This window comes from Corynebacterium oculi (genome assembly GCF_001412105.1).
Lineage (GTDB): Bacteria > Actinomycetota > Actinomycetes > Mycobacteriales > Mycobacteriaceae > Corynebacterium > Corynebacterium oculi.
Window position 1 is genome coordinate 62519 of sequence record NZ_LKST01000003.1, and the last position, 23894, is coordinate 86412.

A 23894-nucleotide genomic window follows, 5' to 3' on the forward strand; every position below is an offset into this window, starting at 1 on the left:
CCCCACGCTACCGGCGGTAACCCATGACCCCGGTCATGATTTTTCATGACCGGGGGCCCTTGCGGTGCGCGGTGGCGGGGGTTTGACTTGAACCCATGATGTTTCCTCATACCCGTATTCCGGTGACCTGGTGGGGCCTGCTTCTGCGCGCGGCGGTGGCGGCGGCGATGATCCTGGGTGCGAACGCCCTGGCGGTTTTGCGGCGGTGAGCTTTGCGACGAGCGAAGCGGGGCAGGTGGTGGCGCGGATCGGGCAGTTCTGCCTGGTGGCGCTGCTGGTGGTGGGCCTGGTGGCCGGGTGGGTGCGCTGGGTGGAGCGCGGTACGCTGCGGCAACTTCTTCCCGGGGGCCGGGCCTTCTGGCTGGGCACCGCCATCATCGTGCCGCTCATGTTGGTGGCGTACGCGCTGCGCGGTGGAATCGGGTACCTCAATGGGCAGTTCACCACGGAGTACTACGCCCAATACCCCACGGGGGCGGAACTGGCGCTCAGCCTGGTGTACGTGGCGGCGGTGGCCTACGTATTGCAGGGCTTTCCCGAGGAATTGATCTATCGGGGTTGGCTGGCGGGAGTGACCCGGCATCGCCCCCGGTTGACCCTGGCCTGGACCACGGCGGCCTTTACCGTGATCCATCTGGCCTCTTCCGGGGGTCAGGGTAACTGGGGTGATCGCCTGGTGTATCTGGTCTTGCCGCTGGGCATGGGGCTGTTGGCGGGGGTGCTGCGGATCATCACCGGCTCCATGTGGGCGGCGGTGGCCACGCATGGGGGCATGCACGTGGTCAATAACCTCCTGCCGCCCCTGGCGCGGGTGGAGGGGTTTGACCTCGTGGGCGTGGTGCTCGGCGGAGTGGTGCAGGCGGTAGCGGCGGCGATCCTGTGGCGCTGGCATTTTAGAAAAACCCGCCCATGAGGTAGGGTGCTAGAGGATTTATACGAGCCAACCTGGGCACGATCTCTCTGCCGCCACCGAGGCGGGGGAGAACCGACCCAGTGTACAACCTTAGGAATCGAGAGATATGAAGAAGGATATCCACCCGGATTACCACCCGGTGGTGTTCCAGGACGCTGGCACCGGCCAGAAGTTCCTGACCCGTTCCACCGCCACCAGCAGCCGCACCGTGGAGTGGGAGGACGGCAACGAGTACCCGCTCATCGTGGTGGACGTGACCAGCGAGTCGCACCCGTTCTGGACCGGCGCGCAGCGCGTCATGGACACCGCCGGCCGCGTGGAGAAGTTCCAGCGTCGCTTCGGCGGCATGGCCCGCCGCAAGAAGAAGACCCAGGCTTAAGGTAAGGAGGGAAGAGGAAAATGGCAGTACCTAAGTTCCGCAAGTCTCGCGCCAACACCCATGCGCGCCGCTCGCAGTGGAAGGCCAACAACGTTGCCCTCCAGGAAGTGACCATTGACGGCCAGACCGTGCGCATCCCGCGCCGCCTGGTCAAGGCCGCTCAGCTCGGCCTGGTGGACGTGGAGCAGTTCTAAGCTCCAATTCTTCTCCGTGCCCCCTGCGCAAAGCCGCAAGGGGCACTATTTTTTATGCAGTATTCATACAGGAAACGTGCAGAATCTCTCATGGAGCCAGGACTGATCTGGCAGCCAAGAAACAGCGTGGGGGTGCATAATCGGGTGCCATGAACAACGATGACAGGCGCAACGCACACAATGGGCAGAACTGGGGTTGGGAGGATGACACCCTGGTGATAGAGCAGCCTTCCGGGGAAGAGGAGCCACGGGCCAAGAAAAAGATGGCCTTTGGCGTGCTACCCACCATAGCCCTGATGACGGTTTCCGCCGTGGCGGCGGGCGCGGTCACCGGCGTGGTGGTCAGCCAGAAGCAGGAGGACACCCAGGTGGTGAACTCCTTGAATCAGCCGAATATGCAGCAGACGGCCAACCGGGAGGCCCCCGCCGGTTCGGTGGAGCAGGTGGCGCAGTCGGTGTTGCCCTCCGTGGTCTCCATTCAGGTGGCCAGCATGATGGGTGGGGAGGAGGGCTCCGGCGCGATCATCTCCTCCGACGGCCTGGTGCTCACCAACGCGCACGTGGCGGGGGACCGCAACTCCCAATTGCAGGCGACGCTGAATGACGGCAGCACTCACCCCGCCGACCTCGTGGGGGCCGACGCCGCCACGGACATCGCCGTGATCAAGATCCGCGACGTCAAGGATCTCCCCGCCATATCCTTCGGGGACTCCGATCAGGTGCAGGTGGGGCAGTCCGTGATCGCCATCGGCTCCCCGCTGGGGCTCTCCTCCACCGTGACCACGGGCATCGTTTCCGCGCTGGACCGCCCGGTGCGGGCCTCCGCGGCGGGCGGGGAATCCTCGCTGATCGACGCCATTCAGACCGACGCCGCCATTAACCCCGGCAACTCGGGCGGCCCCCTGGTGGATATGAGCGGCAACCTCATTGGGATGAACTCCGTGATCGCCTCGCTGAGCAGCGGCACGGATCAGGCCGGTTCCATTGGCCTGGGCTTTGCCATTCCCTCCTCCTTTGCCAAGCGCGTGGCCGATCAATTGGTTCGCGAGGGCAAGGCCACCCAGCCCATGCTGGGGGTGAGCGTGCTGCGCGATGACCTCGGCGTGGCGCCGCAGACCTCGGTGAAGGGCGCGGTGATTAGTGGGGTGAACCCGGGCGGGCCCGCGGAGCGGGCCGGGCTAAAGGAAGGCGATGTGGTGACCAAACTCAACGATCGCCTGATTGATTCCTCCGATTCCCTCATCGCCGCTGCACGGTCCCATGATTTTGGGGAGACCGTGACCTTGGAGGTGCTCTCGCAAGGGGATTCGGAGCCCCATTCGGTAGAGGTAACGCTCACGGACAGCTAAGTTATTCGATATGGAACATCGCCTGGCTTCACTGTCCTCGTCCCTGCCCGACCTGGAACCGGACTTGGGCTACCTGCTGGCCGCGGATCGAGAAGACCAACCGAGAGCGCAACACAAGGCGCTGGTGGTGCTGGTCAGCGACGAAGAGGACGCCGATACCGGTGCGCTGGTGGCCGAGCTGCTGGCGGAGGCGGAGTTTAGCGTGGGCGGGATCGTGACGGTGAAGTCCAAGAAGTCCCGCATCCGCGAGGCCATCGAGACCGCCGTGGTGGGCGGGGTAGATCTGGTGCTCACCGTGGGCGGCACGGGGGTGGGGCCCAGGGATAAGACCCCGGAGGCCACCCGCGCGGTGCTGGATCAATTGGTGCCCGGCATCGCTCAGGCGCTGCGCTCCTCTGGGCTGGGGTGTGGCGCGGTGGACGCGGCGACCTCGCGGGGAATCTCCGGGGTTTCCGGTTCCACGGTGATCGTGAACCTCGCGGGATCGCGCCCGGCGATCCGCGACGGCATGGCCACCCTGGCCCCCCTGGTGCACCACGTCATTGACGAGCTCCCCTAAGCCCCATGAGGCCCAAGCGCAGAAAAGTGCGCCCCAGTACGGCGCGGGACATTGACCGCCAGGCGGATACCCCGCACCGCCTGTTCTTTGAACAACGCAGCGAGGAGGAGTACCGCCGCCAGCGGCCGCCGCATTACTCGGCGCGGTGAGCGCCGCCCCCGGTGGCGGTGTCCTGCTCCTTGAGCAGATCGCGGATCTCGGAGAGCAGGCCCGCCTCGATGGAGACCTTCTCCTCCTCGTCCTCCTCGACCCCGTGGCGCTTGGCCTGCATCTCGTTGAGCTTGTTCATGGGGGCCACCAGGATGAAGTACACCACGGCGGCGATGATGAGGAAGTTCAGGCCTGCGGTGATCACGGCGCCGAAGTCGATGCGGGTGGCGGCGTCGCCCGCGCGCAGCTCGATGGCCAGGCCATCGACGTCCGGGCTGGTGCCCAGGGCGGCGATCAGGGGGTTGATGATGTTATCGGTAAAAGAGGTGACAATCGCGGTAAAAGCGGAGCCGATGACCACGGCCACGGCTAATTCGATGACATTACCGCGCAGAATAAAGTCTTTAAAACCCTTCAGCATGGGAGCGCCTCCTAAAAAATCATTAATTGACAGAACTGTATCCTACCCTGGTAAAGAATACCGTGAGCGGGGCAGATAGGGCTGCGGAGGCCACCAGGGCGGCCTCTTTCTCCGGCAGAGAAAGCAGCGCCGTGGGATTATCCGGGCCAGGTGGCAAGAGTACCGTGGCTTCCGCAGCAATGACGTCCGGGCGGGCTTCCTCACCCTGAGCCACCACGGAAACCACGTCCCCGTGGTGCATTATTTCCGGCGCGGAAAGCGGCACCGGAACCGCCACCTTGCCGTCCAAATCGGCCGGGGTGAGCAGGTGCGAGGGGGTGACCGGCTCGCCGGGCACCGCCGGGGCGATGAGCACCTTGCCCAGGGCCTCCTCGGGGTGGCGCAGCGCGGTGGCGGGCAGCAACTCGGCCGGTACGCAGCGTATCTCCACGTGCTCGGCGGTGATCTCCCGGCCGGTATCCACCTCCGCGCGGAAAAAGAGGGCGGGGCTGCCCTGGGGCTTGAGCGCGAGAACAAGGGCGAGGATCAGGAGCACCGCCGCCGCGCTGCGCCGCAGCAGGGCTGCGCGCCGCCAGCCGGGGGTGCTCAGGATGAGGAGGAGCCGGGAGAACATACCCCCTTGGACTGGGCATGCCACCCGCCCGGTTCCACGAGGTAATCCACGGGCTCGTCGTGGGCCGCCACGGGAATATCGGCGCGGATCTCCTCCGGGTAGGCCAGGGCCGCCACGGGCGGGCGCGGGGTGCCCAGGGCGGCCAGGGTGCGGTCATAGTAGCCGCCGCCCTTGCCTAGCCGGTGCCCCTGCGGGGTGAGGCCGAGGGTGGGCACCAGGATCAGCGCGCAGTCCCGGAGCGCGGAGACGCCGTAACGGGGCCCGGTGGGTTCGGAGATTCCCAGGGGACCGGGGGCGGTGGGGGCGTCGAAAGCCCAGTCCAGGGCCTTGTTGGGGCGGGTGATGGGGAGCAGGATTCGGCGCGTGGTGGCGCGCAGCAGGGGCAGCAGCGTGCGGTAGCCGGGTTCGCTGGGCAGTGGGTGGTAGGCCGCCACGGGGCCGGGGCCGCAGGATTCCAGCAGGAGCAGGCACTGGGCGGCCAGGGCGGCGTCGTCACGCTGCTTGTGCGGGCGGGTGCGTCGCGCGCGGAGCAGGGTGCGGCGGAGTTCTTCTTTGCTCACTTGCCCCAGGCTACCGTGGCGCTGCATGGTGGCGGGGCCACACATGGGTAGGGTGTGAGGTTATGAATGCACCCACTTCGGAACACCCGCACGCGGTCAAAACGGTTGTTGTTCCCGCCGCCGGGCTGGGCACCCGCTTTCTGCCCGCCACCAAGACGGTGCCCAAGGAACTGCTCCCGGTGGTGGACACCCCGGGCATCGAACTCATCGCGGACGAGGCCGCTGCCCTGGGGGCCTCGCGGCTAGCCGTTATCACCGCGCCCCAGAAGGAGGGGGTGTTGGCGCACTTTGCCCCCGCGCCCGAGCTGGAGGAAACGCTGCATGCTCGCGGTAAGGATGAGCAGTTGCGCAAGGTGCGCCACGCCAGCGGGATCATTGACGCGGTGCCCGTCACCCAGGAGCGCCCGCTGGGCCTGGGGCACGCCGTGGGCCTAGCCGAGGCCGTGCTCGACGCGGACGAGGACGTGGTGGCCGTCATGCTGCCCGATGACCTGGTGCTCCCGGTGGGGGTGATGGAGAAGATGGCGGCCGTGCGCGCCGAATACGGTGGCTCGGTGCTGTGCGCCTTCGTGGTGCCGCACGAGGAGGTGTACAACTACGGCGTCTTTGACGTGCAGGACACGCAGCGCGGGGACGTCAAGCGCGTGGTGGGCATGGTGGAAAAGCCGGAGCCCGCGCAGGCCCCCTCGAACTTCGTGGCCACCGGCCGGTACCTGCTCGATCGCGCGATCTTTGACGCCCTGCGCCGCATCACCCCCGGCAAGGGCGGGGAGTTGCAGCTCACCGACGCCATCGAGCTGCTGATCACCGAGGGACACCCGGTGCACGTGGTGATCCACGAGGGCACCCGGCACGACCTGGGCAATCCCGGCGGTTATATCCCGGCCTGCGTGGACTTTGGGCTCAGCCACCCGGTGTATGGGCCGGGACTGAAGAAGGCCATCGCGGAGATCCTGGCCCGCCACGAGGACTAACACCCCGGCTAAGATAACGAGGGCACAAGGAGAAGGAGGCGGCGAGTGCGGTCCGTGGACGAGCAGTTAGCCCTGGTGGCGGACGCTGCGGTGACGCCGGAGCCGGTGCGCATTTCCATTGCGGACGCGCTCGGCCTCATGTGCGCCGAGGAGGTGCAGGCCACGAGCCCCCTGCCCGGCTTTCCCCAGGCGGCCATCGATGGCTACGCCGTGCGCGCCGTGGACGTGGGCGGCGAGCCGGGCTTGAGTTCCTCCGCCGGGCCGCTGGTGCCGGTGGAAAAGTCCCTCCCCGTGGTGGGGGAGGTGGCCGCGGGTTCCCAGCAGCCCCTGCGCCTGCAACCCAAGCAGGCCGTGCGCGTGCACACCGGTGCGCCCCTGCCCACGCTTGCCGACGCCGTCCTCCCCCTCGACTGGAGCGACCGCGGGCGCAAGCGCGTCTCCGCCCAGCGCCCCGTGCGCTCCGGGGACTTCGTGCGCCGCGCGGGCGACGACATTAACAAGGGAGACGTGGCCGTTTCCTCCGGCGCGGTGTTGGGACCCGCCCAGATCGGCCTGCTCGCGGCGGTGGGCCGCTCCAAGGTGCTGGTGTACCCGCGCCCCCGCGTCTCGCTGATCTCCGTGGGCGCGGAGCTGGTGGACATTCACCGCGACCCCGGCCTGGGGCAGGTCTACGACGTCAACTCCTATTCCCTTTCCGCCGCCGCCAAGGAAGCGGGCGCAGATGTACACCGCGTGGGCATCGCGGAGGGGGAAAGCCGCCGCCTGCGCGAGATCATCGAGGGCCAGATGATGCGCAGCGAGATCCTGGTCATTTCCGGGGCGGTGGGCGGCACCGGCTCGCAGCGCGTGCGCGCCGTGCTGGATGAACTGGGCGATATTGATACCACCCGCGTGGCCATGCACCCCGGCTCCGTGCAGGGTTTTGGCCTGCTGGGCGATGATCGCGTGCCCGTGTTCCTGTTGCCCTCCAATCCCGTCTCCGCGCTGGTGATCTTCGAGATGTTCGTGCGCCCCCTGGTGCGCTTGTGCCTGGGTAAGCGCAACGCCCAGCGCCGGGTGGTGCGCGCCCGGGCGCTCAACCACGTCGCCTCGATCCCGGGGCGCCGGGGATTCGTGCGCGCCCGCCTCATGCGCGACGCCGAGACCCACGATTACCTCGTGGAGGGGCTCGGCGGGGCCACCGGCGCGCCCGCGCACCTGCTGGCGGGGCTCTCCGCCGCCAACGCCATGATCCGTATTCCCGACGCCGCCGCGGAGATCCGCCCCGGCGACATCGTGGAGGTTCTCTTCCTCTCCCAGGGCTCATGAGCGCGGTGCTGCTCGACGGCGCTACCGTGCGGCTGCGGCCGCTTCGGCTTAGCGACGGACCCCAGTGGTGTCGGCAGCGCATCGCCAACGAACCCTACCTGCGCCCCGTGGAACCCACCCTGCGCGGCGACTGGGCCGATCACCACACCCCGTGGCAGTGGTGGCGCTACTACCGGCAACTACGCCGCAGCGCCAGGGAAGGGGTGACCGCGCCGCTGGCGATCGAGGTGGACGGGGAGTTCAGCGGGCAACTCACCCTCGGCGGCATACAACGCGGCGCGGCCTGCGAATGCTGGGTGGGGTACTGGGTGGATAAGGGGCGCACGGGGAGGGGCGTGGCCACCGCCGCCTGCGCCCTGGGCACCGATTACGCCTTCCAGGCCCTCGGGCTGCACCGCGTCACCGCCACCTACCTACCCAGCAACCCCGCCTCCGGCAAAGTCCTGCACCGCAACGGCTTCCGCGAGGAGGGATACTTGCGCGGCAACCTGCATATCGACGGCGCCTGGCGCGACCACCACTTTGTAGCCCAGGTGGCGGGGGAGTACTCGGGGGACTGCGTGAGCAGGCTGCGGCGCACGGGGTTTATCCGCTGATCGGCGCGCCTCAGCGGCGCGACCCGCGCGGGAGGCTATCCTACAAGCGTTTTCCCCTACCCTGGAAGGTGCAATCTCGTGACCGGTGGCCTGCTGATCCTCCTCATCATCGTGCTCTGGCTCTTTGTGCTGATCCCACTCCTCCAGCGAAATAACAAGCCGATCCGCAAGACCGGAGAGGCCCTGGAAGAAACCCGCGTGGTCTACGAGGGTGGCAGCACCATCACCGGGGGCGCGCGCCGCAAACCCAAGATCAAGGCCGAGGACATTCACTACACCGAGGAAAAGCCCGCCGAGGACTACGAGGTGGTGGCCTCCGAGGAGGTGCAGCCCGAGCGCGCTGATCGCGCCGAGGAGCACGAGGAGGTGCCCGAGGTGTACCTGGAGGGGGACGTGGTGCACGAGCTGGAGGCAGGAGCCGAGGAAACCGAGGCTGCCGCGGAGGAGTCCCCGGAGGTGGAGGACACCGAGGAGGGCGATACCTACGAGGTGGACAAGACCCACACCACCCCGGAGGACCTGCTCTACCGCACGGGGGCAGAATCTGCTGACGATGCCCCCTCGGAGGAAACACCCGAGGCCGAGGAAGAGCCCGAAGAGGAACTCAGCGAGGAAGAACTAGAATTTGCCGCCAGCAGGCGCGGGCGCGGCGGCTGGGACCCGGAAACCGACGCCGCCAACTCCGCCGACCGTTACCAACGCCGCCAGCGCACCCTCATGGGCCTGGGCGGAGTGACCGCCCTGGCCCTGATCCTGGCCGTGATCTTCGGCGGCTGGGTATGGGCCGCGCCGGGCGCCTTCGCCCTCCTGCTGCTCATCTACCTCCTCGCCCTACGCGCCCAGGTGCGCCAGGAGGAGGCCTTGCGACGCCGCCGCATACGCCAACTGCGCCGCGCCCGCATGGGCGTGCAGCACCGCGACGACGAGGCGCTGAAGATCCCCCGTCAACTCCTGCGCCCCGGCGCCGTGGTGGTGGAGATGGACGACGAAAGCCCCGACTTCTACCACCTGGAGACGCGCTCCCTGAGCGCCGAGGAGCGGAGCGGCGTGGCCGAGCACGGCTACGAACACCGGGCCGCGGTGTAGATGACCTGCGGGTTCGTGGAATCCGTGGATGGGGAGTAGAGTATTAGGGCATTGGGGCTATAGCTCAGTTGGTAGAGCGTTGCGTTCGCAATGCAAAGGTCAGGGGTTCGATTCCCCTTAGCTCCACCACTAACACTACCTTCGTGATAAAAATGCACGAAGGTAGTGTTTTTTCGATCCCCCGGTAGGGGAGTTTCGGGGCTGTGAGAATCTGTATGTGGAAGTAAACATAAAGAGCGCTGGTCAGCGTTCGGGAGGATATAAGCAATGATCGCCGAATTTTGGCTGAGAGCAATAGGTGCCGTTCCCGAACTCCGCCACATGAACACGCCGGAGGCGTGGGCATTTGGGGACTCTTCACGGCTGGCGGATGATCTCTCCTCTTTAGTAGAGTAAGGTACTAAAATGGCTACGGCTAGCAGATACAGTGACTACCTTGCTGTAGGAGAGTCACTACCTGTGGAGGGCAGCTGAGCATTATCTTAGATGGTGCTGGAAAGCCGGTTGCGCTTATTGAAAACACTGCGGTTGAGGTGGTTAAATTTTGTGAGGTTACCCCTGAACACGCATACCTTGAGGGGGAAGGGGATAGATCGTTCGAGTACTGGCGTGCTGGTCATAAACGTTTCTGGTCGGATTCTGGAGAAAATTTTGATGAATTGCTGGCTGTGGTTTGTGAACGGTTTGGGCTCGTGTATCCGATTCTCTAGTCTCCCTCTTTGGTTCAAGCCTCATGCTGTCATTTGGACTCCCCGTGAAGCGGCTAGTTGTTATCGAGTAGAATGGCTCGCTCCAGGTTGGCTTGCTGGTCTCCTCTCTGCGTTTCGTGGGTTTGTGTGCCATAATCGCGCCCATGAGTAACGCGGCATGGAGAAAATGTTTCTTTGTCCTCACGCTCGGCATGGCTTTGCTGGCCTCGGCGGTCCTTGCGGTGGGGGTCGTGCAGAATCATCTCATTGATTTTGCTATGATGCCCGCTGTTATAGTAATTACTTGTGTGATCGTGGGCATGGTCAAACGGCGTGCTCCCTTTAGCTCTGACGATTTAGAGCTTCCCACCCTTGTGATGTTTCTATTTTTCTCCGTGGCTCTATCGCTTTTTTCTTATTCTATGGTTTTTCTGGATACGGATTATTCAAGGTTAAGTCAATATGTTATAGCTATTTTTATCGGTGCTATAGTGCTTAGTTTGCAAGGAACATCTCGGAAAGGCAAGGCTGGACCTATGGGAAATTAAGCTCGGCCTTACTTCTTATGTCGTGTTGCGATGCCCCTTTTCCTCGGGTGATGGTTTCTCCGATTCTCCACGGTGCTTATTTTCTCGCCGCGCGGAGGAGTAGGTGTACGTCATGATTACCGCGCTAAAGGGGAACATGAGCGCGGTCACGCCATAAGTTTGAAAAATAATGCTCGCGATGGGATAGGTGACCATAAAGACGAGCAGTGCGCGAAAGTAGGGGGACATGGTGTTAAAAAACGCTTTCGGTGGCGTCGGTAGGGAGGACGAATATTCCGTCGATGCGGTCATCGGAATCAAAGGATATGCGCCCCAGGAACTCCCCGGCCTCGAACTGGAGGGTGGTCACGCCCACGGCGGAACCCACGATGTTCCCGGAAAGGGGTTCGGTGCCATTGGTGCGGCTGGCGGTGGTGACGAGGGTATTGCGGCACTCGATAAAGGAGCCGTAGTCTCCAATGCATTTTGCCCAGGCCTCCAGAATGACCGTGGGGGTGAGTTCCGAGCGAACATCGGGATGGAGGAGGCCGGTCACGCCCTCCCATTCGCTGTTATTGATGAGGCGGAAGAGGCGTTCTGTGTTGGCGGTGATGGTCGTGGTGGGGCGGGTGGGCATGGGTTCTCCTGTTCTGGGGTCAATGGGTTTGCCAAAGCGCTTGAAGGCAGCCTGGCGGGATACTCCGAGTGCTGCGCCGATCTCTGTCCAGGAGGATCCCTGTGCGCGAGCGGCGTGGACGGCCTGGCGGAGTTGCTGTTGTGCGGCCTCAATGGCGCGTTGGGCCTCTCGTATGCTGTCCATGAGGAGATGTTAACCTTGGGTTGACGCGAGCGTCAACTTAAAGTTGACCTAACCCTTGTGTGACGGTCACCGATGAGAGAGATACGAAGAAGTCACAGCGTTATTGTGCGATGAGCGTGATGGCCGCAAGCCTCATGCTGGGAGCCACCTTGCCCGCCGGTGCTAAGCCGATCAAGGAACTCCCGCCCGTGGAAAACCCACTGATGGCCGCCCGGAGAGAAGCCACCACCAAGATCATCTCCCCCTATGATGGCCCCGTGATCTGCGAGGGGTACCGCTCCACCAGTATCTGCTGGCAGCAGCGCCCGGACGGACGCTGGCAGGCCATGGAATTGATCCCGGAATGGAATAGGCCCGGCGGCGGCGACCCGTGGAAAATCTATCCCGTGTGGGAGAACCCGCCGCGCTGAGCAGCTAAAGGCAGCGCAACAGCCGCTCAACACCTACCCCCACACCCCTGAACTCCCGCGCCGCCACGATCCCACCAGGTGCGTATCCACCACCCCCACGGCCTCCATGAGGGCGTACATGGTGGTGGGCCCCACGAAGCGGAAGCCAGCCTTTTTCAATGCCGCCGCAAGCGCCTCGGATTCGGGGGAGCGGGTGGGCACCTCCGCCATTGTTCGCGGGGCCGGGGTGGTGGTGGGTTGGAATGACCACACCAGTTCCGCTAGCCCTCCCACGGGACGTAGGTTCAGTGTGGCCTGGGCATTATTAATGGCGGCCTCGATCTTGCGGCAGTTGCGCACGATGGAGGCGTCGTTAAGCAGCCTTGTTATCTCCGAGGAACCGTAACGCGCCACGGCCTCCGGGTCGAAGTGATCGAAGGCGCGGCGGAAGGCGGGGCGCTTGACCAGGATCGTGGCCCAGGAGAGGCCGGACTGGAAGGATTCCAGGGTGAGGCGTTCGTACATGCCCTGGTCGTCGCGGACGGGCATGCCCCATTCGGTGTCGTAGTAGTCGCGCAGGAGGTCGGAGCCGGTGGCCCAGGGTGGGCGGCGCAGGCCGTCGGGGCAAAGCACGGTGCCGTCGGTGGTGGTCATGATCGTATTGGACTCCTGAGTGAGACGCGGGGTTCCGGGAGGGTTAGAGTGCGGGGGTACCCAACAAAATACAGGGAGGTATCTTGACCGCACGTCGTGAACAACACCGCTCCCTTATCCTGGCCTTGGCGGTGGGGCTGGCCGCCTTGAGCCTGCGCCCCGCGATCGTGGCGGTGGGCTCGGTGCTGGATCAGATCAGCGCCGCTTACCAGGCTCCCAGCAGCCTGTCCGGCCTGCTTACCTCCCTGCCGGGGATTTGCTTCGCGCTCTTTGGGGTGGCGGCGGTGCCGCTCTCGCGGCGGCTGGGACTCACGGGCACGCTGGTGTTGGCGATGGCACTGGAGGTGATCGGCCAGGCGCTGCGCCCGGTGATGGGGGACATGTGGGGGTTCATCGCCCTGACCGGCCTGGTGGTCATCGGCATCGCCCTGGTGAACGTGCTGCTGCCCGCCTGGGTCAAAAGCGTGGGTGGGCGCCAGGCGGTGCGCCTGATGACGATCTACACCACCGTGCTGAGCGTGGGCATGTTCTTAGGCCCACTCTCGCCCATGCTCACGGACTCCTGGCGCGGCGTGCTGTGGATCTGGGCGGGGGTGGCGGCCCTGCAATTGCCGGTGTGGCTGTGGCTGCTGCGCTCGGCACAGGCGGCTCCGAAGCCCTCCCGAGCCCCGGCCCCCATCGCGGGCTCCCTGTGGCGCTCCCCGCTGGCGGTATCCATCATGATGTTCTTTGGTCTGCAATCCATGAACGCCTATGTCCAGATGGGGTGGCTGCCCACCATTCTGGCGGACGCCGGGGCCAGCGCCGAGGTGGCCTCCGTGGGCCTGGCTCTGGTGGGCGGCCTGGGCATCATCGGCGGCGTGGTGGTGCCAAGGATCGTGGCGCGCAGCGCGCACGCGCACTGGGTGATCGTGGGCTTCGCGGCCTGCACGGCCGTCGGCTACCTGGGCCTGATCTGCGCCCCGCTGGCCGCGCCGTATCTGTGGTCGGCGCTGCTGGGCGTGGGTGGCTTCTGCTTCCTCATGGCCCTGGCGCTCATGCCGGCGCGCACCGGCGCGCCGGAGGTCACCGCGCGGCTTTCGGCCTTTGTGCAATCCGTGGGCTATCTGCTGGCGGCGGCCGGCCCGCTGTTGGTGGGCGTGGTGCACGAGGCCGTGGGGCGCTGGGAGCCGATCCTGTGGGCGCTGCTGGCGAGCAGCCTGGCGATGGCCCTGGTGGGCTGGCGAGCGGGCCGCGAGGGGAGCGTGGACGCGCAATTGGCCCGGCAGGGAAGGTAGCCTATAGGCCATGGACAGGCCGGTGATGCGCGATGGCGCGCTGCTGATTTTTCGGGCGGTGCTGGGGCTGATCTTTGTGGCCCACGGGTGGAAGATCCTCATGGTCACCGGGATCACGGAGACCACCGGGCAGTTTAGCGCCTGGGGGGTGCCCCAGCCCGCCCTTTCCGCCTGGATCGCGGGGATCGCGCAACTGGCCGGGGGCGCGCTGCTGGTGATCGGCCTGCTCACCACGGTGGTGGCCGGGGCCCTGGCGCTGCTGATGGTGGCGGCCATTTACTTTGTGCACCTCACCCCCAGCATCGAGGCCCTGGAATACCCGGTGGTCATGCTGGTTTCCCTGCTGATGATCGTGGTCTTTGGCTCCGGGCGGGCCAGCGTGGATGGGGTGCTCACCCGATGATCGCGCACGAGGCCATCCAGGCGGAACTCTCCGCCCGGCTTGACGGGGAGGCGGGCCACCTGGATAACGATGTTGTGGAGGCCCACCTCGATCATTGCGAGCAGTGCCAGGCCTTTTACCGCCGCGCCGCCCGGCTCCAACCTGTACCCTCGCCCACCGACCAGGAGCCGGGGGAGGAACTCACCCGAGCGATCCTGGCAGAGGTGGAACCGGAGTGGCGTCGGCACGCGGGCGCGCGCCTGGCCTCCCTCGCGGTGGCGCGCCTGGCGCTGGTGCTCGTGGCGGTGCTGCACGTGGTGGCGGCGGTGCGGCTGCTGGCCGATACCGGGGGGCTGCTGGAAACCACCGAGGGTGGCCAGGTGCTCAGCCCCGCCGCCGATCCCACCCTGGCGCACCTGCTCGCCCAGGCCGCCGCCGTGCGCTTGGCCCTGGCTGCCGCGCTGCTGCTGGGGGCGTGGCTGCCGCGCCTGCTGCTGGGGGTGCTGCCGCTTTTGGGGGCGTGGACGATGTTCAGCCTGGGCTTCGGCATGAGGGATTTTCTGCTGGGCACCACCACCAGGGAGCAGATACTGGGGGTGGTGGCCCTGGGGATCACCACGGCCACGGCGGCGTGGGCGTGGGTGAGCAGCGGAGGCTGGGAGCGCTGGCGCGCGGGGCTGCTGAGCTAAACCTACCGCCAGCTGGGCAGCCACATCATCGAGTCGAAGTAACTATCCGGTATCACGTACCCGTAGAACAGCGGGGAGAAGTACAGGAACATGGCGATCACCGCCGCCACATATACGATCACGGCGAAGGTTCCCCGGTGCAGCGTGCCCCCGGCCAGGTCACGCAGGGAACCCCGGCCCACCTGCCCGCCGCGCCCAGTCAATTGGCCGAGTACCAGCGCGATCATGGCGATGCTAAACGGCACCAGGGGGGCGGCGTAGAAGAAATACATCTGCCGGTCGAAGGAGGCAAGCCAGGGCAAAAAGCCTGCGGCGAAGCCCACCAGGGGCACGAGGAAGCGGTGGTCGCGGCGGATCAGCAGGCACCACAGCGCCCAGAGCAGCACTGGAATGGTCAGCCACCAGATGGCCGGGGTGCCAAAGAGGTACACCATGCGGCGGCAGGTGCCGCCCCCGCATTCGATGCCGGTGGAGGAAAAATACAGGATGGGCCGCCCGGAGACGAGCCAGGCCCAGGGCTTGGAGTCCCAGGGGTGGTGGTGGCCGCCGGAGGAGGTGAGCTGGGCGTGAAAGTCCAGCACGGAGAGGTGGTAGTACAGCCAGCTGGCGGCGGTATCAGGCAGGGCGGTGAGCCAGGAGTGCTCGGAGGCGGCGATGGTGCCATCGGCGGCGGCGTGGCGGTACACGGAGGTCTCCGAGGCGAACCAGGCCCGCCACGTCCACAGGTAGAGCGCGGCGGGCAGCAGCACCAGGGAGGCCAGCGCGGGGAGGGTATCGCGCAGCAGCGCGCCGAGGACGGGGCGGGTGGCGCCGTAGCGGCGTCGTAAGGCAAGATCCCCGAACACGCTGAGCAGGCCGAAGAACGCGATGTAGTAGAGGCCGGACCACTTGACCCCCAGCGCGAGGCCCAGGGCGATGCCCGCGGCGAAGCGCCACCAGCGGTACCCCAGGCGCGGCCCGTAGGGGGAATCCCCGAGAGTGCTCGTGGCCCAGGCGGTATGCAGGCGCGCGTGCATCTGGCGGTGATCGAGCACCAGCGCCCAGGCGGCAAGCAGAATAAACAGCACCTGGAACACGTCGAGCATGCCGTATCGGGAGACCACCAGCAGCACGCCGTCGAAGGTGGCGAGCAGCCCGGCGAAGGCCGCGATCTGCCAGGAATTGCTCAGGCTGCGCACAAACCCCATGAGCGCCACCACGATGAGGCAGCCGAAGAGCGCGGCCATGACCCGCCACCCCAGGGGGGTGTAACCAAAGAGGAGCTCGCCCAGCGCGATGATCTGCTTGCCCAGGGGCGGGTGCACCACCAAACCAAAGGCCGGGTTGTTCTCGATGCCCCCGATGAGGGGGTTGACGGTGCTGCGCACCATGTCCCAGGCCTGCGGCACGTAGTGCTTCTCATCAAAAACCGGCGTGCCCTTGACGGCGGTGGAGGAGAGGCCGAGGAAGCGGGTGAGGAGCGCCAGCGCGCCGATGAGGCCGAACGAATAGGCCTCGGGGCGGCCCCAGGGGCGGGTTACCGGCGCGGGGGGATCGGGGCGCTGGAAGCGGGGCAGGGGGGTCAGCGTGCTCACCCGTCAGAGTCTAAGGGGTGGGCAGGAGAATGTGCGATGCTGTACCCATGACGTCCTCCCACACCCCCCTGCACTCCGCGTACCTCGATGCCTCGCTGCCCACCGGGGTGGTGCTGGCCGCCACGCCCCTGGGCAATATCGGCGACGCCACGCCCCGCCTGTGCCGCCTGCTGGAGCGCGCGGACGTGGTGGCGGCCGAGGATACCCGCCGCACCCGCGCCCTGGCCCAGGCCCTGGGCGTGGAGATCGGCGGGCGCGTGGTCTCAAACTTCGATCACAACGAGGAGCAGCGCGTGGAGATGCTGCTGGCCGCCGCGCGCACCGGCACCGTGGCGGTGGTCACGGACGCGGGTATGCCGGTGGTTTCCGACCCCGGCCTGCGCCTGGTCTCCGCGGCCCTCGACGCCGGGGTGCCGGTCAGCTGCGTACCCGGCCCCTCGGCGGTGCCCACGGCCCTGGCGCTCTCCGGCCTGGACGTGGGGCGCTTCATCTTCGACGGCTTCGCCCCGCGCCGCGACGGCGCGCGCCGAACCTGGCTGGAATCCCTGCGCGGAGAGAAGCGCGCCGTGTGCTTCTTCGAGTCCCCGCACCGGGTGGCGGAGACGCTGGCCCTGGCGGCGGAGATCCTGGGGCCTGAGCGCCGGGTGGCGGTGTGCCGGGAGCTGACCAAGACCTACGAGGAGGTGCGCCGGGGCCCGCTGGGGGAGGTGGCGCGGTGGGCCGCCGAGTGGGTGCGCGGAGAGGTGACCGTGGTGCTCGACGCCGCGAGGGAGGCGGAGGTGGACGTGGAATCCCTGGTTCCGGAGGTGCTGGAGCGGGTGGGTGCGGGGGAGCGGCTCAAGGCGGTGTGCAAGGATCTGGCCGCCGCGCACGGGGTACGCACCAGGGAGCTTTACGACGCCGCCCTGGCCGCTCGCGGCTAATCCAGCCGCGACACAGAAACTCTCAGGAAAAAGTTACTATCCTGTTATTTTTCTCCGGGCGATGACGGCCGTGCGCTGGGGATTATAGGGATCACAAAAGGATAACGATTCTGTCCGTGATGTTTATTCAGGCGCGCCTATTGTGGTTTTAGGTTTGATATATCGCTCATTCTGCTTAATGGTGGAGGGCATGACTAATCCGCATGACAGTGAGGAAAGGGAGGCCGGGGCGAGTTCCGCCACCGAGCAATTAGCGGCCATGATCCAGGGCCACTCCGCTATTAGCGAGGGCCTCGATGACTACGCTGAAGCGGATATCACCCTCGAATCCGAGGGGGAAGATAAGGCGATTAACTGGCCCGTGGTGGGGGGAGCGGGCGCGGTGGCCTTGGCCATCGTGGTGTGGGGCCTGGTGGGCTCCGATTCCTTTGCCGCCTTTGCCCAAAGCGCGCTGGACTTTGTGGTCACCAACTTCGGCTGGGCCTTTGTGCTCTTTGGCACCGTATTCGTGGCCTTTGTGGCGGTGATCGCGCTCAGCAAGTTCGGCACCATCAAGCTGGGGCGCATTGACGAGGAACCGGAGTTTAGCTCCGTGTCCTGGATCGCCATGATGTTCGCGGCCGGAATGGGCATCGGCCTGATGTTCTACGGGGCATCGGAGCCGCTGACCTTCTACCGCCAGGGCGTGCCCGGGCACCCGGCCGAGGACGTTAACTCCGCGATGGCCTCCGCCATGTTCCACTGGACGCTGCACCCCTGGGCGATCTACGCCATCGTGGGCCTGGCCATCGCGTACTCCACGTTCCGCATCGGGCGCAGGCAGCTCATCTCCTCCGCCTTCATTCCCCTGATCGGGGAGCGCCGCGCCAAGGGCTGGCTGGGGCAGCTCATCGACGCCCTGGCGATCTTCGCCACCGTCTTTGGCACCGCCTGCTCCCTGGGCGTGGGCGCCATTCAGATCGGCGCGGGCCTGTCCGCCGCGGGCATCGTGGATTCCCCAGGGACGTGGACGATCATCGGCATCGTTTCCGTGCTTACCCTGGCGTTCCTGCTCTCCGCGATCTCCGGCGTGGGCAAGGGGATTCAGTACCTCTCCAACGCGAACATGATCCTCGCGGCGATCCTGGCCATCGTGGTATTCGTGCTGGGCCCCACCGTGGCCGTGCTCAACCTCATTCCGGGCTCCGTGGGCGGGTACCTCTCGGAGTTCTTCTCCATGGCCTCGCGCACCGCCACCAACTCCGACGGCGAGTGGCTTTCTAGCTGGACCATCTTCTACTGGGCCTGGTGGATCTCCTGGTCTCCCTTCGTGGGCATGTTCCTGGCGCGCATCTCCCGGGGGCGCTCCATCCGGGAGTTCTGCGTGGGCGTGCTGCTCATTCCCGCCGGCGTGTCCACCGTGTGGTTTGCCATCTTCGGCGGCACCGCCATCACCATGGAGCGCGAGGGCCAATCCGTGTGGGGCGATGGCTCCGCGGAGAACCAGCTGTTCAACCTCCTGCACAACCTTCCCGCCGGGCAGATCATGGGGGTGGTGGCGGTGATCCTGCTGGGCACCTTCTTTATCACCTCGGCGGACTCCGCCTCCACCGTGATGGGCTCGATGTCCCAGTACGGGCGCACGGACGCGCACCCCCTGGTCTCCGCCTCCTGGGGCCTGCTCACGGCCCTGATTGGGCTGACGCTCCTGGTCTCCGGCGGCGATGACGTGCTGAGCAACCTGCAAAACGTCACCATCGTGGCGGCGGCGCCCTTCCTGGTGATCGTGATCGCCCTGATGTTCGCGCTGGTGAAGGACCTGCGCAACGACGTCATCTATTTGGACTACCGCGAGCAGCAGCGCTTTGCCCGCGCCCTGGCCCGCGAGCGCCGTATTCACCGCGAGTACGTGCAGCGCGAGCAGCTGCGGGCGCGTCGCCTAGCGCGGCGCACCAAGCGCCAGGAGCGCGCCGGGAGTGGGCGCGCGGGGGCAGATAAATTAGGCTAGAGCGCATGACCAAAACCGTGCTCGTTTCTGTTGCCTGGCCCTATGCCAACGGCCCGCGCCACATCGGCCATGTGGCGGGCTTTGGAGTCCCCTCGGACGTGTTCGCCCGCTATCAGCGCATGCGGGGGGCCGAGGTGCTCATGGTCTCCGGCACGGACGAGCACGGCACGCCGCTTTTGGTGCAGGCGGACAAGGAGGGGGTGTCCGTGAAGGAGCTGGCGGATCGCTATAACCGCCAGATCGTCCAGGACCTCGCGGGCCTGGGCCTTTCCTATGACCTCTTCACCCGCACCACCACCCGTAACCATTACGCCGTGGTGCAGGAACTGTTCCGGGGCCTGTATGAGAACGGCTACATGATTAAGCGGACCACCATGGGCGCGGTCTCGCCCAAGACGGGGCGCACCCTGCCGGATCGCTACATCGAGGGCACCTGCCCCATCTGCGGTGCCGAAGGCGCGCGCGGCGACCAGTGCGATAACTGCGGCAACCAGCTTGACCCGGTGGATTTGATTAAGCCGGTGTCCAAGATCGACGGAGAAACCCCGGAATTCATCGAGACCGAGCACTTTCTGCTCGACCTCCCCGCGCTTGCCGACGCCCTAGAAAAGTGGCTGAGCACGCGCGAATCCTGGCGGCCCAACGTGCTCAAGTTCTCCCTTAACCTCCTGCGCGATCTCCATCCCCGCGCCATGACCCGCGATATTGATTGGGGAATCCCCGTCCCGGTGGAGGGCTGGCAGGACAACAACGCCAAGAAGCTCTACGTGTGGTTCGACGCGGTGATCGGCTACCTTTCCGCCTCGATCGAGTGGGCCTGGCGTTCCGGGGAGCCGGAGGCTTGGAAGAAGTTCTGGCAGGACCCCCAGGCCGAGGGCTATTACTTCATGGGCAAGGACAACATCACCTTCCACTCCCAGATCTGGCCCGCGGAACTCCTGGGCTACGCGGGCAAGGGCGCCAAGGGCGGTGCCCTGCACGCCTATGGGGAACTCAACCTGCCCACGGAGGTGGTCTCCTCGGAGTTCCTCACCATGTCCGGCTCCAAGTTCTCCTCCTCCAAGGGCGTGGTGATCTACGTCAAGGACTTCCTGGAGGAGTTCGGCCCGGACCCGCTGCGCTACTTCATTGCCGTGGCGGGCCCGGAGAACATGGACACGGACTTCACCTGGGACGAGTTCGTGCGCCGCATCAACAACGAGCTGGCTAACGGCTGGGGCAACCTGGTCAACCGCACCGTTTCTATGGCGCACAAGAACTTTGGGGAGGTGCCCGCCCCCGGTGCGCTCACGGAGGAGGACGAGGAGATCCTGCGCCTGGCCCAGGACTCCCTGGACACCGTGGGAGAGTGCCTGGAGCAATCCAAGTTCAAGGCCGGGATCACCGCCGCCATGCACGTGGTGGGCGAGGCCAATGCCTACATTGCGGCCCAGGAGCCCTGGAAACTGGCCAAGTATGAGGCGCAGCGCGAGCGCCTGGCCACCGTCTTGTGGACGGCCTTGCAGGTGGTCAGCGACTGCAACGTCATGCTCACCCCCTACCTGCCCGCCACCGCGCAGCGCGTACACGAGACCCTGGGCCGCGAGGGCATCTGGGCCGCGCAACCGCAGGTGAGCGAGGTGACCGACGATGCCCCCGTGGAGTTGGTGGGCACCGGACTGCCGGAAGAAGGGCAGAGTTATCCCATCATCTCCGGGGATTACGCCACCCAGCAGGCGCGCTGGGAGCGGGTGGAGGTGGTGCCAGGGACGGCGCTGGACAAGCCCAAGCCGCTGATCCAGAAGCTCGATCCCGAGCTGGCGGAAACCGGCCCCGCGTGGGCCCCGGTGCAGGCGGCTACGTAATCGGGGGATTGAGGGGGAGGGGGTGCCTGCGGCACAGTGAATGGTCTTTTTATCTAGGAACCATGACTGTGCCGAAGGTTACGGAAAGATACTTTCGTATCCGCCTACCCCGTCTTTATGAGTGCGGGAGGAGACGTTCTGCGGGGTAAGGGTGGGGCGAGGGTAATGGGTGAGAGGTGGGGCGATAGGGTTGGGTTATCCTCATTTTTTTGGGAATTTATACCATACTTTTTCCATCAGCAGGAGAGGGATTGTTGGGTTATTATGGCGCCTGAATAGAGATTGGGAATTATAAAGGGAAAGGAAGTATTTGCGGTGATTTCTATTCGTCATTCTGCCAGTGCATTATTGATGGGTGCGGTGGCGGCTGCGGGGGTTATGGGATCTTCCTCCACCACCGCACATGCTTTCACTTGTTCTGATTATGAGGTAGCCACTATCGTGCGCCTGACCAACGAGTACCGGGAAAGCCGGGGCCTTGGTTCCTTGCGCTGCGATCAACACATGGTGGAGGAATCCCAGGCGTGGGCGGATAAACTACGCGCGGAAGGGGATATAACGCACGCGGAGGGGAATTTTGCGGAAAACCTCGCGTGGTTCCACCGCGAGGTAGCCCCGGAAGAGGTCATGGATTCTTGGATCAACTCCCCGCTTCACCGGCTCAATATCCTCGATGAGGGCGCGAGCATGATGGGGGCGGGTTGGAGCTACGGGGAGGACGAGGGGACGTACGCCGTGCAGCGCCTTGGCTAGACCGCATGAGGCGCTGAGAGCCGGGCCCTTCTGGTAAGACGGGGCGCATGGCAAAAAAGAAGCCCCGTCCCGTTCCGCAGCCCGCTCCCTTTCTCCCGCGCCTGGTGGATGCGCACACCCACCTGGCCTCCTGCGGGGCCACCACTCCGGAGGAGGTGCGCGCCGTGGTGGACCGGGCTGCCGAGGCCGGGGTGGAGCGGATCTGCACGGTGGGTGACGGCCTGGCGGAGGCTGAGCAGGCCCTGCTGGCCGCGCACTGGGACGAGCGCGTGTACGCCGCCTGCGCCATTCACCCCACCCGGGCTGGGGGGTTGGACGCGGCGGCGCGGCGTCGGTTAACGGAGATGGCGGGGGATCCTCGCTGCGTGGCTATCGGGGAAACGGGGGTGGATACCTATTGGCTCCGGCACGATCCCGAGGGAACCGCGGCGTTGGACGTGCAGGAGGAGGCGCTGCGCTGGCACGTGGATCTGGCGGTGCGCAGCGGCAAGGCCCTGATGATCCATAATCGGGAGGGCGACGAGCACCTGCTGCGCATCTTGGATGATTCCCCGGCCCCGCCGGCGGTGATCCTGCACTGCTTCTCCTCCCCGCTGCCCACGGCGCGCGCGGCCATTGAGCGCGGCTGGGTGCTGAGCTTTGCGGGCAACGTCACCTTCAAGCGCAACGAGGAACTCCGTGCGGCCGCCGCCCTGGCCCCGCGCGGGCAGGTCCTGGTGGAAACGGACGCGCCGTACATGATCCCGGAGCCCTATCGGGGCGCGCGCAACGAGCCCGCCCTGGTGGGGCACACGGCCCGGTGCGTGGCGCAGGCGCGCGGCCAGGCCGCGGAGGAGTTGGCGGAGGAGGTTGCGGGGACTTTCAGCGCCGTGTATGGCCTGGAGTAGGGGCTTGAGACGGGGGCGTCGGCACGCCTGGGGCTGTTGTGGTTTGTGTGGTGTATGTGCTCTGACCTGCGGCATCGTCTCGCGTGACTCTTATCGAATCGTGGCGGGGGTGCTGGACAGTGGGGGAGCGTTACCGTATTGTTATTCGGGTTGGAACGGCCCCCGCAGGGGGACGCGGGAGAACACGGGAGAATGAGAACCACTGTGAAGACTGTGAAGTCTGCGAAGTCACGGAAGCGCACCTCGACGATCCGCCGCATCAATAACAGCCACTCCATGCCGTTGCGCATGGCCACGGGTGGCGTGCTGGCCACGATGGTGGTGGGCGGCGTGGTGGTGGCGCAGGGGCAGAAGTCCGTGGTGCTAGACCTCAACGGTGAGCGCACGGAACTGACCACCATTTCCAAGGACATCGCCGGCGCCCTGGAGGAGGCCGGGGTGGAGGTGGGCGCGGGGGATCTGGTGTACCCGGCCCCCTCGGAGAAGGTGGCGGACTCCGGCACCATCACGGTGCGCACCGCTAAGCCCGTGGCGCTGGTGATCGACGGCGAGGAGCAGGACATTCGCTCCACCGCGCTCACGGTGGAGGATCTGCTCAGCGAGCACCCGGAGATTGATCCCGGCTCCGTGGTGGCCGCAGAGGGCTCCAGCCGCGTGACCGATGGCATGAAGCTGGAGGTCACCTCGCCCAAGATCGTGGCCATTCATGACGGCCCCGCCACCAGTTACACCTCCCTGGCTGCCAAGACCGTGGGCGACGTGCTGGAGCAGCGCGGCATCACCCTGGGGGAACATGACGTGGTGCGCCCGGCCCTGGACACCCCGCTGAGTAAGAACCTCAGCATAGCGATCGATCGCGTGGAAAAGGTGGAGGAAAAGTCCACCGAGGAGATCGAGCCCCCGGTGGAATACGTGGATAACGCGGAACTGCCCCAGGGGGAGGAGTCCGTGGTGGAGGAGGGTTCCACCGGACTGCGGGAGATCACCCGCGCCATCGTGCGCGTGAACGGCAAGGAGAAGGAGAACAAGGTGATCCGCCAGGAGGAAAAGACCCCGGCGGCTCCCCGCGTGATCGCGCGCGGAACCAAGGAGGCCAAGGCCCCGGTGAGCGTGGGTTCTAGTAATGCCTCCGCCCCTGCCGTGCCCCAGGGTGGCGTGTGGGACAGCCTGGCCCAGTGCGAGGCCGGGGGCGATTGGTCCATCAACACCGGCAACGGCTTCTCCGGCGGCCTGCAATTCACCCCCTCCACCTGGGCGGGGTACGGCGGCACGGAATACGCCCCCGAGGCGCACATGGCCACCCGCGAGCAGCAGATCGCCGTGGCGGAGAAGGTGCAGGCCGCCCAGGGCTGGGGCGCGTGGCCCGCCTGCACCGCCAAGCTCGGTATCCGCTAGGC

At 66.0% G+C, this 23894-nt stretch carries 29 protein-coding genes and 1 tRNA gene; 23 read left to right on the forward strand and 7 right to left on the reverse strand.

The annotated features are described in order from the left end of the window. Positions 1 to 205 precede the first annotated feature (205 nt). The 6 genes from Cocul_RS07705 to Cocul_RS12490 all read left to right on the forward strand — a co-directional run bounded on the left by Cocul_RS07705 (position 206) and on the right by Cocul_RS12490 (position 3543). A complete protein-coding gene (locus tag Cocul_RS07705) occupies positions 206 to 913 on the forward strand; it encodes a CPBP family intramembrane glutamic endopeptidase (protein WP_055122722.1) in 708 nt (235 codons plus the stop codon). Between the two features lie 106 nt (positions 914 to 1019). Further along, positions 1020 to 1292, forward strand: coding sequence for a type B 50S ribosomal protein L31 (locus Cocul_RS07710; RefSeq protein WP_018119121.1), 273 nt, complete (start codon positions 1020 to 1022; stop codon positions 1290 to 1292). Between the two features lie 20 nt (positions 1293 to 1312). Then, positions 1313 to 1486, forward strand: a complete 174-nt coding sequence (gene rpmF / locus Cocul_RS07715) for a 50S ribosomal protein L32 (RefSeq protein WP_055122723.1) — start codon at positions 1313 to 1315, stop codon at positions 1484 to 1486. Positions 1487 to 1635: 149 nt separating this feature from the next. Continuing rightward, complete coding sequence (locus tag Cocul_RS07720) at positions 1636 to 2835, forward strand: S1C family serine protease (RefSeq protein ID WP_425388783.1); 1200 nt, start codon at positions 1636 to 1638, stop codon at positions 2833 to 2835. A 10-nt stretch (positions 2836 to 2845) separates the two neighbouring features. Continuing rightward, entirely contained in the window at positions 2846 to 3394 is a 549-nt protein-coding gene (locus Cocul_RS07725) for a MogA/MoaB family molybdenum cofactor biosynthesis protein (protein WP_055122724.1), read from the forward strand. 5 nt (positions 3395 to 3399) lie between these two features. After that, on the forward strand, positions 3400 to 3543 hold the full coding sequence (locus Cocul_RS12490; RefSeq protein ID WP_160318503.1) for a hypothetical protein: 144 nt from the start codon (positions 3400 to 3402) through the stop codon (positions 3541 to 3543). Here Cocul_RS12490 and mscL read toward each other — a convergent pair. The 3 genes from mscL to Cocul_RS07740 are packed head-to-tail and all read right to left on the reverse strand — an operon-like array spanning position 3528 to position 5138. Next, positions 3528 to 3965 carry a large-conductance mechanosensitive channel protein MscL gene (gene mscL, locus Cocul_RS07730; RefSeq protein WP_055122725.1) on the reverse strand — a complete coding sequence of 146 codons (438 nt, stop codon included), beginning with the start codon at positions 3963 to 3965 and terminating at the stop codon, positions 3528 to 3530. The genes Cocul_RS12490 and mscL overlap by 16 nt on opposite strands. 22 nt (positions 3966 to 3987) lie before the next feature. Continuing rightward, entirely contained in the window at positions 3988 to 4578 is a 591-nt protein-coding gene (locus Cocul_RS07735; RefSeq protein ID WP_055122726.1) for an SAF domain-containing protein, read from the reverse strand. After that, positions 4551 to 5138, reverse strand: coding sequence for a 5-formyltetrahydrofolate cyclo-ligase (locus Cocul_RS07740; protein ID WP_160318504.1), 588 nt, complete (start codon positions 5136 to 5138; stop codon positions 4551 to 4553). The genes Cocul_RS07735 and Cocul_RS07740 overlap by 28 nt, the downstream gene beginning before the upstream one ends. Before the next feature lie 62 nt (positions 5139 to 5200). On the opposite strand from Cocul_RS07740, the gene Cocul_RS07745 reads away from it, so the two are divergent. The 7 genes from Cocul_RS07745 to Cocul_RS12360 all read left to right on the forward strand — a co-directional run bounded on the left by Cocul_RS07745 (position 5201) and on the right by Cocul_RS12360 (position 10339). Continuing rightward, the gene (locus Cocul_RS07745) at positions 5201 to 6112 is read left to right on the forward strand and encodes a UTP--glucose-1-phosphate uridylyltransferase (protein WP_055122728.1); all 912 of its coding nucleotides are present in this window, start codon (positions 5201 to 5203) and stop codon (positions 6110 to 6112) included. 45 nt (positions 6113 to 6157) lie between these two features. Beyond that, a complete protein-coding gene (glp, locus tag Cocul_RS07750) occupies positions 6158 to 7420 on the forward strand; it encodes a molybdotransferase-like divisome protein Glp (protein ID WP_055122729.1) in 1263 nt (420 codons plus the stop codon). Continuing rightward, the gene (locus tag Cocul_RS07755; protein WP_055122730.1) at positions 7417 to 8016 is read left to right on the forward strand and encodes a GNAT family N-acetyltransferase; all 600 of its coding nucleotides are present in this window, start codon (positions 7417 to 7419) and stop codon (positions 8014 to 8016) included. The genes glp and Cocul_RS07755 overlap by 4 nt, the downstream gene beginning before the upstream one ends. A gap of 78 nt (positions 8017 to 8094) precedes the next feature. Next, positions 8095 to 9102 carry a divisome protein SepX/GlpR gene (sepX, locus tag Cocul_RS07760; protein ID WP_055122731.1) on the forward strand — a complete coding sequence of 336 codons (1008 nt, stop codon included), beginning with the start codon at positions 8095 to 8097 and terminating at the stop codon, positions 9100 to 9102. A 53-nt stretch (positions 9103 to 9155) separates the two neighbouring features. Beyond that, a tRNA-Ala gene (locus Cocul_RS07765) sits at positions 9156 to 9231 on the forward strand. A gap of 341 nt (positions 9232 to 9572) precedes the next feature. Next, positions 9573 to 9812 carry an ASCH domain-containing protein gene (locus tag Cocul_RS13170; RefSeq protein ID WP_211257121.1) on the forward strand — a complete coding sequence of 80 codons (240 nt, stop codon included), beginning with the start codon at positions 9573 to 9575 and terminating at the stop codon, positions 9810 to 9812. A gap of 143 nt (positions 9813 to 9955) precedes the next feature. After that, the gene (locus tag Cocul_RS12360) at positions 9956 to 10339 is read left to right on the forward strand and encodes a hypothetical protein (RefSeq protein WP_150114421.1); all 384 of its coding nucleotides are present in this window, start codon (positions 9956 to 9958) and stop codon (positions 10337 to 10339) included. A 15-nt stretch (positions 10340 to 10354) separates the two neighbouring features. Here Cocul_RS12360 and Cocul_RS07770 read toward each other — a convergent pair whose 3' ends face one another. Both Cocul_RS07770 and Cocul_RS07775 read right to left on the reverse strand, forming a co-directional pair. Further along, on the reverse strand, positions 10355 to 10567 hold the full coding sequence (locus tag Cocul_RS07770; protein ID WP_055122732.1) for a hypothetical protein: 213 nt from the start codon (positions 10565 to 10567) through the stop codon (positions 10355 to 10357). Positions 10568 to 10571: 4 nt separating this feature from the next. Then, positions 10572 to 11138, reverse strand: a complete 567-nt coding sequence (locus Cocul_RS07775; RefSeq protein ID WP_069723603.1) for a hypothetical protein — start codon at positions 11136 to 11138, stop codon at positions 10572 to 10574. Between the two features lie 116 nt (positions 11139 to 11254). Between Cocul_RS07775 and Cocul_RS07780 the strand changes: the two genes are divergently transcribed. Beyond that, positions 11255 to 11548, forward strand: a complete 294-nt coding sequence (locus tag Cocul_RS07780; protein ID WP_160318505.1) for a hypothetical protein — start codon at positions 11255 to 11257, stop codon at positions 11546 to 11548. Between the two features lie 33 nt (positions 11549 to 11581). Here the strand turns inward: Cocul_RS07780 and Cocul_RS07785 are convergent, their stop codons facing one another. After that, positions 11582 to 12181: a DNA-3-methyladenine glycosylase I gene (locus tag Cocul_RS07785; RefSeq protein WP_055122735.1), complete on the reverse strand. Its 600-nt coding sequence runs from the start codon at positions 12179 to 12181 to the stop codon at positions 11582 to 11584. A gap of 83 nt (positions 12182 to 12264) precedes the next feature. On the opposite strand from Cocul_RS07785, the gene Cocul_RS07790 reads away from it, so the two are divergent. From Cocul_RS07790 to Cocul_RS07800, 3 genes are read left to right on the forward strand one after another with little or no spacing between them, the layout of a single operon-like run. Next, positions 12265 to 13458, forward strand: coding sequence for an MFS transporter (locus Cocul_RS07790; RefSeq protein ID WP_055122736.1), 1194 nt, complete (start codon positions 12265 to 12267; stop codon positions 13456 to 13458). 10 nt (positions 13459 to 13468) lie between these two features. Continuing rightward, a complete protein-coding gene (locus tag Cocul_RS07795; protein ID WP_055122737.1) occupies positions 13469 to 13861 on the forward strand; it encodes a DoxX family protein in 393 nt (130 codons plus the stop codon). Further along, the gene (locus Cocul_RS07800; protein WP_055122738.1) at positions 13858 to 14529 is read left to right on the forward strand and encodes a zf-HC2 domain-containing protein; all 672 of its coding nucleotides are present in this window, start codon (positions 13858 to 13860) and stop codon (positions 14527 to 14529) included. Before Cocul_RS07795 ends, Cocul_RS07800 begins: the two co-directional genes overlap by 4 nt. A 2-nt stretch (positions 14530 to 14531) precedes the next feature. Here Cocul_RS07800 and Cocul_RS07805 read toward each other — a convergent pair whose 3' ends face one another. Beyond that, the gene (locus Cocul_RS07805; protein ID WP_055122739.1) at positions 14532 to 16103 is read right to left on the reverse strand and encodes a dolichyl-phosphate-mannose--protein mannosyltransferase; all 1572 of its coding nucleotides are present in this window, start codon (positions 16101 to 16103) and stop codon (positions 14532 to 14534) included. Between the two features lie 47 nt (positions 16104 to 16150). Between Cocul_RS07805 and rsmI the strand changes: the two genes are divergently transcribed. The 6 genes from rsmI to Cocul_RS07835 all read left to right on the forward strand — a co-directional run bounded on the left by rsmI (position 16151) and on the right by Cocul_RS07835 (position 23892). Then, on the forward strand, positions 16151 to 17026 hold the full coding sequence (gene rsmI / locus Cocul_RS07810) for a 16S rRNA (cytidine(1402)-2'-O)-methyltransferase (protein ID WP_150114423.1): 876 nt from the start codon (positions 16151 to 16153) through the stop codon (positions 17024 to 17026). A gap of 190 nt (positions 17027 to 17216) precedes the next feature. Beyond that, the gene (locus tag Cocul_RS07815) at positions 17217 to 19013 is read left to right on the forward strand and encodes a BCCT family transporter (protein WP_055123064.1); all 1797 of its coding nucleotides are present in this window, start codon (positions 17217 to 17219) and stop codon (positions 19011 to 19013) included. 5 nt (positions 19014 to 19018) lie between these two features. Further along, positions 19019 to 20857, forward strand: a complete 1839-nt coding sequence (metG, locus tag Cocul_RS07820) for a methionine--tRNA ligase (RefSeq protein WP_055122740.1) — start codon at positions 19019 to 19021, stop codon at positions 20855 to 20857. A gap of 378 nt (positions 20858 to 21235) precedes the next feature. Continuing rightward, positions 21236 to 21610 (forward strand): CAP domain-containing protein, encoded by a 375-nt coding sequence (locus Cocul_RS07825; RefSeq protein WP_150114424.1) that lies wholly within the window; start codon positions 21236 to 21238, stop codon positions 21608 to 21610. 47 nt (positions 21611 to 21657) lie between these two features. After that, positions 21658 to 22497: a TatD family hydrolase gene (locus Cocul_RS07830; RefSeq protein WP_055122742.1), complete on the forward strand. Its 840-nt coding sequence runs from the start codon at positions 21658 to 21660 to the stop codon at positions 22495 to 22497. 192 nt (positions 22498 to 22689) lie between these two features. Then, a complete protein-coding gene (locus Cocul_RS07835) occupies positions 22690 to 23892 on the forward strand; it encodes a resuscitation-promoting factor (RefSeq protein ID WP_055122743.1) in 1203 nt (400 codons plus the stop codon). Positions 23893 to 23894: the final 2 nt, after the last annotated feature.

Coding starts and splice junctions, on each gene's coding strand:
- Cocul_RS07710 (WP_018119121.1), top strand. CDS start 1,020: ATGAAGAAGGATATCCACCCGGATTACCACCCGGTGGTGTTCCAGGAC.
- rpmF (WP_055122723.1), top strand. CDS start 1,313: ATGGCAGTACCTAAGTTCCGCAAGTCTCGCGCCAACACCCATGCGCGC.
- Cocul_RS07720 (WP_425388783.1), top strand. CDS start 1,636: ATGAACAACGATGACAGGCGCAACGCACACAATGGGCAGAACTGGGGT.
- Cocul_RS07725 (WP_055122724.1), top strand. CDS start 2,846: ATGGAACATCGCCTGGCTTCACTGTCCTCGTCCCTGCCCGACCTGGAA.
- Cocul_RS12490 (WP_160318503.1), top strand. CDS start 3,400: ATGAGGCCCAAGCGCAGAAAAGTGCGCCCCAGTACGGCGCGGGACATT.
- mscL (WP_055122725.1), bottom strand. CDS start 3,965: ATGCTGAAGGGTTTTAAAGACTTTATTCTGCGCGGTAATGTCATCGAA.
- Cocul_RS07735 (WP_055122726.1), bottom strand. CDS start 4,578: ATGTTCTCCCGGCTCCTCCTCATCCTGAGCACCCCCGGCTGGCGGCGC.
- Cocul_RS07745 (WP_055122728.1), top strand. CDS start 5,201: ATGAATGCACCCACTTCGGAACACCCGCACGCGGTCAAAACGGTTGTT.
- Cocul_RS07755 (WP_055122730.1), top strand. CDS start 7,417: ATGAGCGCGGTGCTGCTCGACGGCGCTACCGTGCGGCTGCGGCCGCTT.
- Cocul_RS12360 (WP_150114421.1), top strand. CDS start 9,956: ATGAGTAACGCGGCATGGAGAAAATGTTTCTTTGTCCTCACGCTCGGC.
- Cocul_RS07770 (WP_055122732.1), bottom strand. CDS start 10,567: ATGTCCCCCTACTTTCGCGCACTGCTCGTCTTTATGGTCACCTATCCC.
- Cocul_RS07775 (WP_069723603.1), bottom strand. CDS start 11,138: ATGGACAGCATACGAGAGGCCCAACGCGCCATTGAGGCCGCACAACAG.
- Cocul_RS07785 (WP_055122735.1), bottom strand. CDS start 12,181: ATGACCACCACCGACGGCACCGTGCTTTGCCCCGACGGCCTGCGCCGC.
- Cocul_RS07795 (WP_055122737.1), top strand. CDS start 13,469: ATGGACAGGCCGGTGATGCGCGATGGCGCGCTGCTGATTTTTCGGGCG.
- Cocul_RS07800 (WP_055122738.1), top strand. CDS start 13,858: ATGATCGCGCACGAGGCCATCCAGGCGGAACTCTCCGCCCGGCTTGAC.
- rsmI (WP_150114423.1), top strand. CDS start 16,151: ATGACGTCCTCCCACACCCCCCTGCACTCCGCGTACCTCGATGCCTCG.
- Cocul_RS07815 (WP_055123064.1), top strand. CDS start 17,217: ATGACTAATCCGCATGACAGTGAGGAAAGGGAGGCCGGGGCGAGTTCC.
- metG (WP_055122740.1), top strand. CDS start 19,019: ATGACCAAAACCGTGCTCGTTTCTGTTGCCTGGCCCTATGCCAACGGC.
- Cocul_RS07825 (WP_150114424.1), top strand. CDS start 21,236: ATGGGATCTTCCTCCACCACCGCACATGCTTTCACTTGTTCTGATTAT.
- Cocul_RS07830 (WP_055122742.1), top strand. CDS start 21,658: ATGGCAAAAAAGAAGCCCCGTCCCGTTCCGCAGCCCGCTCCCTTTCTC.
- Cocul_RS07835 (WP_055122743.1), top strand. CDS start 22,690: ATGAGAACCACTGTGAAGACTGTGAAGTCTGCGAAGTCACGGAAGCGC.